Here is a 9,091-nt window from a genome sequence, read left to right as displayed (position 1 = left end):
CAGGCCTTCGCGCTGTTGCGGGGGGTGCTGGTTGTCCGCCTGGCTGACTGCACCAGCCAGTGGCGGTGCACCAGCCAGGTCTGCCACAGGCGTTCCATGGAGAAATCCGGCTGACAGGCTTCGACCTTGCAGCCCAGGGCCGCAAAGTCCTGCAGCGCCGACTCGCACAGGCTCATCACGCCAGGGTCCATCGGCAAATAGCCGTTGTAGTCGCCCAGCCACCCCACGCGAACCTCACTGAAATCCTGCACCAGCGACTGATGGAAAACCTGCTGGTCCTGATTCAACGACAACGGCACGCGCGGGTCGTACCCGGCCTGGGTCCCGAGCAAGCGCGCGACATCGGTGACGGTGCGGCCCATCGGCCCTTCGGTGGCCAGTTGCTGGACAAACACCTCCGGCTGCGGGCCATGTGGCACGCGGCCCTGGGACGGACGTAAGCCAAACACGTTGTTGAACGCCGCCGGGTTGCGCAGCGAGCCCATCATGTCACTGCCGTCGGCCACCGGCAGCATGCGCAACGCCAACGCCACCGCCGCCCCGCCGCTGCTGCCACCGGCACTCAACGTCGGGTCGTAGGCATTGGTGGTGGTGCCGAACACGCTGTTGTAGGTGTGCGAGCCGAGGCCGAATTCCGGCACGTTGGTCTTGCCGATGATGATCGCGCCGCCATCACGAACCCGCGCCACGCTGATGGCATCGTGCTGCGGAACCTGTTCAGCGAACAGCGTTGAACCCATGCTCGTGCGCAACCCGGCGGTGGCCGCCAGGTCTTTCACCGCTTGCGGCATGCCGTGCATCCAGCCGCGGGACTGACCCTGGTCCAGTTGCCGGTCGCAGGCATCGGCCTCGGCCAAAAGCTCCTCGGCCGGTCGCAGCGACACCAGCGCATTGACCTGCGGATTGAAGCGTTCGATCTGCGCCAGATAGACCTGCATCACTTCACGGCAGGACACCACACGAGCGTGGATGGCCTGGGACAACGCGTCGGCGTTCATTTCAACAATCGGATTCATGCTCAAGGTTTCACCCCAAGGTTAAGTGCAACGGGTCTCTTTGCCCGTGGTGCTTCCTGCATGCAGTAAGTGCCCAACAGCGTCAGCAGGCAAGCGAACAATACGTAGAACGATGGCGCCACCGGCGTGGCCAACACCTTGCTCAGCCAGGTGACGATCAGCGGAGCGAAACCGCCGAACACCATGACCGCAACGTTGTAGGCCACCGACACGCCGGTGGAACGCACTTCAATCGGAAACTGCTCGGCCAGCGCCGTCGGTGCCGGGCCAAAGAAGCCGCCAATCGAACTGCACAACAGCAGTTGCATCACCAGCAAACGCTCCACCGAGGGCGCCGCCGCGACCCACACGTACAGCGGATAGACCATCAGGAAAAACGCCAGGGTGAAGGCCATCAACACCGGACGCCGACCAAGACGGTCCGACAACGCGCCGGACAGCGGAATCACCACGGTCATCACCGCCACCGCGAGCATTTGCACCAGCAGCACCTGATCCAGCGGCAAGCCGAGGTTTTTGTGGGCGAAGGTCGGCATGTTCACCAACACCACGTAGAACGACACCGTCGCACCGCATGCCAGGCCCATCGACACCAGAATGGCGCGGCGATGTTCGCGGATCACCTGCAGCAAACCCGGGCTTTCGCCTTTGGCCTGTTTGCGTGCCTCGAGAAATTCTTCCGGTTCCTCCATGTGCTTGCGAATCCACAGGCCGACCGGGCCGATCAACAGGCCGATCATGAATGGAATCCGCCAGCCCCAGCTGTCCAGGGCCTCGGGGGTCAGCAGATGGGTGAACAACGCCACCATGCCCGCCCCGGAAAACACCGCCAGGCACTGCCCGACCAATTGCCACGAACCGTACAAACCCTTGCGGTGCGCCGGCGCGCTTTCCACCAGGAACGCCGTGGCACTGGCGTATTCGCCGCCGGTGGCGAAACCCTGGAGCATCCGCGCGACCACGATCAGCAATGGCGCACCCATGCCGATAGCGGCGTAGTTGGGCGCGAAGGCAATCAGCGCGATCGACACGGTCATCAGGCGGATGATCATCTGCATCGCCGCCTTGCGGCCTTTGCGGTCCGAATACATGCCCAGCAGGATGCCGCCCACCGGGCGCATGAAGAAGCCGACGCCGAAGGTCGCCAAGGCCATCAGCAACGACGCGTATTCGTCCTCGGAGGGGAAAAACTGCCGAGCGATGATGCTCGCCAGAAAGCCGTAAACGATGAAGTCATACCATTCCAGCGCGTTGCCGATAACGGCAGCGACCACCTGCCGGGTGCGCGAAACACCTGTGCTCGAAGTGTGCATGGGGAACTCTCCAAAAACCTGTTGGGTGATACCGGGCGCGACATGACGCGCCCGGTCCAGCGGCAGTAGAAAGTGAAAGGGTCAGGCCGGCTTCAGCCAGCTCTCGGTCAGCGCGCCCCAATACGCAGCCCCGGTCAGCAGGATGTCGTCGTTGAAGTCGTAGGCGGGGTTGTGCACCATCGGCCGCGACACGCCGTTGCCGATGAACAGGTAGGCGCCAGGACAGCGTTGCAGCATCCAGGCGAAGTCTTCGCTGCCCATGAGTTTGGGGGTGTTGCCATCGACGGCATCGGCACCGACCAGCTCGACGCCGACTTGCCGGGCGAACTCGGTTTCGGCGGCGTGGTTGACCAGTACCGGGTAGGCCGGACGGTGTTCGATTGTCGCAGTGCAACCGAAGCTTTGCGCCTGGGATTCGATGATCGCGCGCACCCGGTCGAGGGTCTGCTCACGCACCTGGGCATTCAGCGCGCGCAGGCTCAGGCGCAGGATCGCCTCCTGCGGAATGACGTTGGCCGCCTCCCCGGCCTGCAAGGCACCGACCGTTACCACCGCCGCCTGCTGCGCATCGATGTTGCGCGCGACCACGGTTTGCAGGGCCATGACCACGCTGGCTGCCGCCACCAAGGGGTCAACTGCCAGGTGCGGCATCGAACCGTGCCCGCCGACGCCTTCGAGGGTCACGGTGAGCAAATCCTGCGAAGCCATCATCGGCCCTTCGCGAAAACCCAGATACCCCGCTGGCAAGCCTGGCATGTTGTGCATGCCGAACAGCGCGTCGCAGGGAAAACGTTCAAGCAAGCCATCGGCGAGCATCGCTTCGGCGCCGCCCTGGCCTTCTTCGGCGGGCTGGAAAATCAGGGTCAGGGTGCCATCGAACTGGCGAGTCGCCGCCAGGTAACGCGCCGCGCCCAGCAACATCGTGGTGTGGCCGTCGTGCCCGCAGGCGTGCATGCAGCCCTGGTGCCGGCTGCTGTAGACCGCCCCGGTATTCTCGATGATCGGCAGTGCATCCATGTCCGCCCGTATCCCGAGTTTGCGCGGGCTGCTGCCGTTGCGCAGGATACCCACCACCCCGGTCTTGCCGATGCCGGTGTGGACTTCGTAACCCCATTGTTCAAGCGACCTGGCGACCAGCGCCGAAGTGCGGTTTTCCTCGAAGCCAAGCTCCGGGTGAGCGTGGATGTCCTGGCGGGTGGCATGCAAGTCGCTGGCGACGTCGTTGAGCCAGGCAAGAATGTGCTGATGTCGGGTCATGGGATTTCCTCGGGCCGGGTGTATTCCCGTTCTTTTTGTTCGCTGTGATTTCACGACAGATCAAAGGCAGGTCGCGTTCACCACCAGATAACCGCGAGTCACGCGCGAGGACAATCGAATGTGGTTCCACTAGATGGAACCTGCAGGTCAGGGGTTCAGGCGACATCCCTGGTGTTCGCCAATCCACTCAGCGCTGTTGCTACGCCCCAAGCCGCTGACGGTGATGCGCTTGCTGGCGACATCATCGGCAAACCCACTGGTGGGCAGCCACTGTTTGACATAACCACGACAATACTCGGCGTCGTTGTTCATCACGTAGCGGCACGAGCAATATTCCTTCGCGGTGTAGGCGCTGATGATGTCGGGGAACGCCCATAGCGCCACCCGCTCGTGCCAGATCCAGCCGAGCAACGCGAGCAACAGCACCAGCAGCAGCGAGCTGAAAGGACGGCGACGAATGAAACCGCTCATGGCTGCTCCCTCCCGGCAAAAGCCTCGAGCGCCAGCCTGAGCAATTCGTTGTGCCGGTAGCTGCCGTCGCGGTCATCGCCGTAGCGCACGATCACCAGGTTCGCGCCGGGAATCACGTACATCGCCTGGCCCCAATGGCCCAGCGCGGCAAAGGTGTCGGCGGGCGCATCGGGCCAGGGTCGGGCGCCCCCGTCTGCTGCACGATTGAGCCACCAGTGGCCGCCGGGCACCGCATCGTCCTGATTGGCGCGATAGCCCGCGAAGGGTTCGCGGTTGAATGCGACCCAGTCCTTGGGCAGCAGTTGTTTATCGCCCCAGCGACCGTCCCGCGCCATCAACAGACCGATGCGGGCCAGATCCCGGGCGGTGAGGTAGGCATAGGACGAGGCGACGAACGTTCCCGTGGCGTCGGTTTCCCAGACCGCTTGGCGAATGCCCAGAGGCTCGAACAACGCGGTCCACGGATAGTCCGCGTAGCGATCCGGACCGACGATGGCTTTCAGTGCGGCGGACAACAGATTGCTGTCACCGCTGGAATAGCGAAACGCCTGCCCCGGTGCGGCGTATGTGTCGTGATCGGCCGTGAACGCGGCCATGTCCGAGTGACCACGGGTGTAGAGCATGGCCACCACCGACGACTTCAACGGCGCGTATTCGTAGTCTTCCTGCCAGTCGATACCCGAGGCCCAATGCAGCAGATCGGCGATGGTCAGGTCCGGGTGTTTTTGCAATGGCGGATAGAATTTGGCCACCGGGTCCTGGAGCCTGAAGCGGCCCTCGCTATACGCCACGCCGAGGACCGTGGCCATCAGGCTTTTGCTGATGGACCAAGTGAGGTGCGGCGTTTGGGCGGTGGTCGGACCGGCGTAGCGCTCGTAGATCAACCGGCCGTCGCGGATGACGAGTAAGGCATCGGTGCGGATGCCTTGTCGGGTGGTGTCGTCGCGGGGTGGGAAGGTGTATGCCTCTAGCGCCTGAAGCGCCGGCCCCGTGGTGGTTGGGCCTGTGGACCATTGCTCGGTGGGCCAGTCTTCGGCGTGGACCGCGAGACTGAGCAACAGCATGAATAACAAGGACAGGCCTTTGGGCATGGCAGGGGCTCGTGGCGATGAACCTGCTGAGCCTAGTCGAGGTTGATGACAGTTCCGGGATTTGCGTTGCCCTCAGGACCGCCTTCGCTGGCAAGCCAGCTCCCACAGGGATCACTGGTGTGCAAAATAATGGCATTCGACACAGATCCTGTGGGAGCTGGCTTGCCAGCGGTGAGGCCCGTCAGATCGACAACAATGCCTTGGCCAACCGCTTCCCCCTGGCCCCCGCCGCCAGATCCATCACCGCCTGATCGCGCTGCCACATCGCCGCCCACTCCGGCGCTCCTTCAGCCAGCGCCTGATTCACTTCAGCCTTGAGCCCCTCGAACTGCGCAAACAACCCACCGAGCAATACATGCCCCGCCGGACTTACGGGGGGATGTCGACTGACCTCCGCACACCCGGCGAGCAGCGCCAGCAAGCGCAATTGCAAGGGCGTCGGCCAGTCACTGTCCTGGCCGACGCCGTACAGCCAGGCGGTCATGGCACTCAAGACATAGATGTCTTCCAGGGTCCGGAACGGCTTGACGTAGGCATCCCAGCCGTCCCCCGCGAGCAATTCGCACAGTGCGTTATCGAGAAACAAGCGGCCATGGCTGATGTCCGGCATCAACGGCATCGGCGGCAGTTTTTCCACCCGCACGCCCGGCTCGTCGGGGTAAACCACCGCCAGGCTCAGGCGCGGCGCTTCTCCTGGCTGCTCGCTTCGAGCGGCAATCAACAACCAATCGGCGGCATCGCCTGCGGTGACGAAATCCTTGCGTCCGCTCAAACGCAAATCGTGCAGACGGGTCTGCATGTCAGCCACCCGCAGGCTGCGTTGCTCGGTCGCGCACAACGCGCCAAGGCTCAACGGCGCGCTTGGCCACAGCATGCGCAACGCCGCCTGATAACCCACCAGGAACGCCAGCCCCGGCGTCGCCATCAAGCGTGCACCGACCACGGCCAGTTCAAACGGCGTGACGTTTCCCAACTGCTGCAACAACGTTGCGAACCCCTCACCCAGATCCGGGTTGGCGGGCAAGCGAGCGTGGCGGTTCAACAGGGTTTGCCAGGGCATAAGAGGCTCCTTGTGGGCTGTCATACAAGCATCACCAAAGCTTCATGGCGATGACACCGGGGCTACATAGCCTGACTTTGCACAACACGGCTGGATAAAGAAAGTCGATTCGCTGTAACCCCCAAGACGGGTGAGCAGCCCGCACGGAGATTCGCCATGACTCAGATCGCCCGCATCAGCGACACCGGCAACGAACGCCGCCTGCAAGCCGAACGTCTTGTCGGCGCCGAGGCTTTGCAAGAGGCACAGGCCTTGCGCTTCAACGTGTTCAGCGGCGAGTTCAACGCCAAGCTCAAAGGCGCGGAACTGGGTCTGGACATGGATGACTACGACGTTCACTGCACCCACATCGGCGTGCGCGACCTGAACACCGGGCGCCTGGTGGCGACCACCCGCCTGCTCGACCACACCGCCGCCAGCAGCCTGGGCAAGTTCTACAGCGAAGAAGAATTCCGCCTGCACGGCCTGGTTCACTTGAAGGGTCCTATTCTCGAAATAGGCCGCACCTGCGTCGACCCGGCCTACCGTAACGGCGGCACCATCGCCGTGCTCTGGGGTGAGCTGGCGGAAGTCTTGAACCAGGGCGGCTACAGCTACCTGATGGGCTGCGCAAGCATTCCGATGCAGGACGGCGGGATCCAGGCCCACGCCATCATGCAGCGTCTGCGCGAACGTTACCTGTGCACCGAACACCTGCGGGCCGAACCGAAAAAACCGCTGCCGACCCTGGATATTCCCTCGAACGTGATCGCTGAAATGCCGCCGCTGCTTAAGGCCTACATGCGCCTGGGCGCGAAAATCTGCGGCGAGCCGTGCTGGGACGAAGACTTCCAGGTGGCCGATGTGTTCATCCTGCTCAAGCGCGACGAACTCTGCCCGCGCTACGCCAAACACTTCAAGGCGGCTGTGTAATGCGTCGGTTGCGCGTGTACGCGCGAATCGCCCGGGTGTCGCTGGTGGTCGGGCTCGGCCTGAGCATGGCCACCGTGTTTGGTGTCTTCGAGCGCCTGGGGCTGAGCCATTCGATGGAGCGCCGCCAGCGCTGGTCGCGGTTTTTCATGGCGCGCCTGAGCAACGCCCTGCCCTTCGATGTGACGGTGCACGGTGAGTTGCCGAAGTCGCCGATGCTTTGGGTCAGCAACCACGTATCCTGGACCGACATCCCGCTGCTTGGGATGCTCACGCCGCTGTCGTTCCTGTCCAAGGCCGAAGTGCGCACCTGGCCGGTGGCGGGCTGGTTGGCGGCCAAGGCCGGCAGCCTGTTTATCCGTCGCGGTTCGGGTGACAGCCAGTTGATCCGCAAACAGATGACCCGCCACCTGCAACACGAACATCCGCTGCTGATGTTCCCGGAGGGCACCACCACCGATGGCCGCTCGCTGCGCACCTTCCACGGTCGCCTGCTGTCGGCGGCGATTGATTCAGAGGTGAAGCTGCAACCGGTGGCGATCCGATATGTGCGCAACGGCGAGCCCGACACACTGGCGCCGTTCATTGGCGATGATGATCTGTTGTCGCACCTGATGCGCCTGTTTGCCAATGACCGCGGCGCGGTGGAGATTCATCTGCTCAAGCCGATTGCTTGCGAAGGCCGTGAGCGTGCAGCGCTGGCGTTCGACGCGCAGCAGGCGGTGCAGAAGGCGTTGTTTGGGGCAATTCCAGAAACACAGCAAGCCCCAATGCGCCCCGCGATCGCAGCTTGAAAACATATCCCTGTGGGAGCGGGCTTGCCCGCGATAGCGGCTTAACTTTCAACATTGATGTTGGATGACACACCGCCATCGCGGGCAAGCCCGCTCCCACAGGGGGTTATGTCGCTGGATAGTTCTGCGCAAAGTCCTGAAGCTGCGGATAAAACAATCGAAAATCCTCACTCAACGGCTCATACAACACCCGCAATTCCTGCATCGCCGCCGCCAGTTCCTCCGGCCGGGTCAAGCGCCGGGAAATCCCCCGCAATACCTGCTCCAGCACTTCGAACTCCCGATAGGATCCCAACCAGTCATTGGCCACCATGTGCGGCGCGATCCTCGCCAGGCGCTCCGGCAACTGCGGTTGACTGGACAGCACCCGGTACACGTCCGAGGTGAACAGCTCCAGCGGCCGGTCTGCGTACAGCGTCCAGTCCCGTGCCAGGCAGTGGTCGAAAAACACATCGAGCACGATCCCGGCATAACGCCGGCGCGTCAGGGAAAACCTCGACAACGCGACATCCACCAACGGATGCCGATCGGTGAACACGTCAATGCTGCGATGCAGTTGGATGGCCGTTTCGATTTCCGGGTCGAACTGCCCTTGCAGCCGTCCCTTGACGAAATCGCCATACAGACTGCCGAGCAATTGACCGGGACGCTGGCCACCGAGGTGAAGATGTGCGAGATAGTTCATGGGCGCAGCTTAGCACTGCGCCCCTGTCCCTATACAATCATCGTATCGTTATAACCCGATATACCGATTTGTTCGGCCATCAGATCGAAATCATATTGGTATATCGCGAAATACCGATTTAAAGTTCGCTTCATCGCGATATAGCGTTTTACTAATCACGAGCCCCGACCATGAACCTTGACCTCGACGAAATAATAAAAGCCCTGGCGCACCCGGTACGGCGAGACATCCTGCACTGGCTCAAAGACCCGACCGTCGAATTCCCCGATCAGTCTCACAGCAACGAGCACGGCGTTTGCGCCGGGCAGATCGATCAACGTTGCGGCCTGTCGCAATCCACGGTGTCCGCACACCTGGCCACCCTGCAACGCGCCGGCCTGATCAGCAGCCGAAAAGTCGGCCAGTGGCACTTCTTCAAACGCAACGAGGAAACCATTCAGGAGTTCCTCAAAGTCTTCAGCAAAGAGCTCTGACCCTTAACGTCAGCCAGCCAAA

General features: G+C 62.6%; 10 protein-coding genes. 3 read left to right on the top strand and 7 right to left on the bottom strand.

The window, feature by feature from the left end; genetic code table 11:
• From PMI35_RS23645 to PMI35_RS23670, 6 genes are all read right to left on the bottom strand, one after another.
• Positions 1–1,016, bottom strand: a 1,016-nt coding sequence (locus PMI35_RS23645; RefSeq protein ID WP_008056918.1) for an amidase, incomplete at its 3' end; no start/stop codon positions are given.
• A 2-nt stretch (positions 1,017–1,018) separates the two neighbouring features.
• Positions 1,019–2,329, bottom strand: a complete 1,311-nt coding sequence (locus PMI35_RS23650; RefSeq protein ID WP_008056916.1) for a citrate-proton symporter — start codon at positions 2,327–2,329, stop codon at positions 1,019–1,021.
• An 81-nt stretch (positions 2,330–2,410) separates the two neighbouring features.
• Positions 2,411–3,586, bottom strand: coding sequence for a M20 aminoacylase family protein (locus PMI35_RS23655; protein ID WP_008056915.1), 1,176 nt, complete (start codon positions 3,584–3,586; stop codon positions 2,411–2,413).
• Positions 3,587–3,733: 147 nt separating this feature from the next.
• On the bottom strand, positions 3,734–4,057 hold the full coding sequence (locus PMI35_RS23660) for a hypothetical protein (protein WP_008056914.1): 324 nt from the start codon (positions 4,055–4,057) through the stop codon (positions 3,734–3,736).
• Entirely contained in the window at positions 4,054–5,148 is a 1,095-nt protein-coding gene (locus PMI35_RS23665) for a serine hydrolase domain-containing protein (RefSeq protein WP_008056913.1), read from the bottom strand. Before PMI35_RS23665 ends, PMI35_RS23660 begins: the two co-directional genes overlap by 4 nt.
• A gap of 181 nt (positions 5,149–5,329) precedes the next feature.
• Positions 5,330–6,208 (bottom strand): acyl-CoA dehydrogenase family protein, encoded by an 879-nt coding sequence (locus tag PMI35_RS23670; RefSeq protein WP_008056912.1) that lies wholly within the window; start codon positions 6,206–6,208, stop codon positions 5,330–5,332.
• A gap of 156 nt (positions 6,209–6,364) precedes the next feature.
• On the opposite strand from PMI35_RS23670, the gene olsB reads away from it, so the two are divergent.
• On the top strand, positions 6,365–7,120 hold the full coding sequence (gene olsB / locus PMI35_RS23675) for an L-ornithine N(alpha)-acyltransferase (RefSeq protein WP_008056911.1): 756 nt from the start codon (positions 6,365–6,367) through the stop codon (positions 7,118–7,120).
• On the top strand, positions 7,120–7,911 hold the full coding sequence (locus PMI35_RS23680) for a lysophospholipid acyltransferase family protein (RefSeq protein ID WP_008056909.1): 792 nt from the start codon (positions 7,120–7,122) through the stop codon (positions 7,909–7,911). Before olsB ends, PMI35_RS23680 begins: the two co-directional genes overlap by 1 nt.
• A 106-nt stretch (positions 7,912–8,017) precedes the next feature.
• Here the strand turns inward: PMI35_RS23680 and PMI35_RS23685 are convergent, their stop codons facing one another.
• Positions 8,018–8,596 carry an acyl carrier protein phosphodiesterase gene (locus tag PMI35_RS23685; protein WP_008056908.1) on the bottom strand — a complete coding sequence of 193 codons (579 nt, stop codon included), beginning with the start codon at positions 8,594–8,596 and terminating at the stop codon, positions 8,018–8,020.
• A 170-nt stretch (positions 8,597–8,766) separates the two neighbouring features.
• Here PMI35_RS23685 and PMI35_RS23690 point away from each other — a divergent pair, with 170 nt between their 5' ends.
• A complete protein-coding gene (locus PMI35_RS23690; RefSeq protein ID WP_008056907.1) occupies positions 8,767–9,069 on the top strand; it encodes an ArsR/SmtB family transcription factor in 303 nt (100 codons plus the stop codon).
• Positions 9,070–9,091: the final 22 nt, after the last annotated feature.

The organism is Pseudomonas sp. GM78 (assembly GCF_000282475.1).
Taxonomy (GTDB): Bacteria; Pseudomonadota; Gammaproteobacteria; order Pseudomonadales; family Pseudomonadaceae; genus Aquipseudomonas.
This window is presented reverse-complemented; position numbering and strand designations above follow the sequence as displayed.

Bases quoted from the DNA above. Each gene is read 5' to 3' on its own strand.
- PMI35_RS23650 (WP_008056916.1), bottom strand. From the start codon at position 2,329: ATGCACACTTCGAGCACAGGTGTTTCGCGCACCCGGCAGGTGGTCGCT.
- PMI35_RS23655 (WP_008056915.1), bottom strand. From the start codon at position 3,586: ATGACCCGACATCAGCACATTCTTGCCTGGCTCAACGACGTCGCCAGC.
- PMI35_RS23660 (WP_008056914.1), bottom strand. From the start codon at position 4,057: ATGAGCGGTTTCATTCGTCGCCGTCCTTTCAGCTCGCTGCTGCTGGTG.
- PMI35_RS23665 (WP_008056913.1), bottom strand. From the start codon at position 5,148: ATGCCCAAAGGCCTGTCCTTGTTATTCATGCTGTTGCTCAGTCTCGCG.
- PMI35_RS23670 (WP_008056912.1), bottom strand. From the start codon at position 6,208: ATGCCCTGGCAAACCCTGTTGAACCGCCACGCTCGCTTGCCCGCCAAC.
- olsB (WP_008056911.1), top strand. From the start codon at position 6,365: ATGACTCAGATCGCCCGCATCAGCGACACCGGCAACGAACGCCGCCTG.
- PMI35_RS23680 (WP_008056909.1), top strand. From the start codon at position 7,120: ATGCGTCGGTTGCGCGTGTACGCGCGAATCGCCCGGGTGTCGCTGGTG.
- PMI35_RS23685 (WP_008056908.1), bottom strand. From the start codon at position 8,596: ATGAACTATCTCGCACATCTTCACCTCGGTGGCCAGCGTCCCGGTCAA.
- PMI35_RS23690 (WP_008056907.1), top strand. From the start codon at position 8,767: ATGAACCTTGACCTCGACGAAATAATAAAAGCCCTGGCGCACCCGGTA.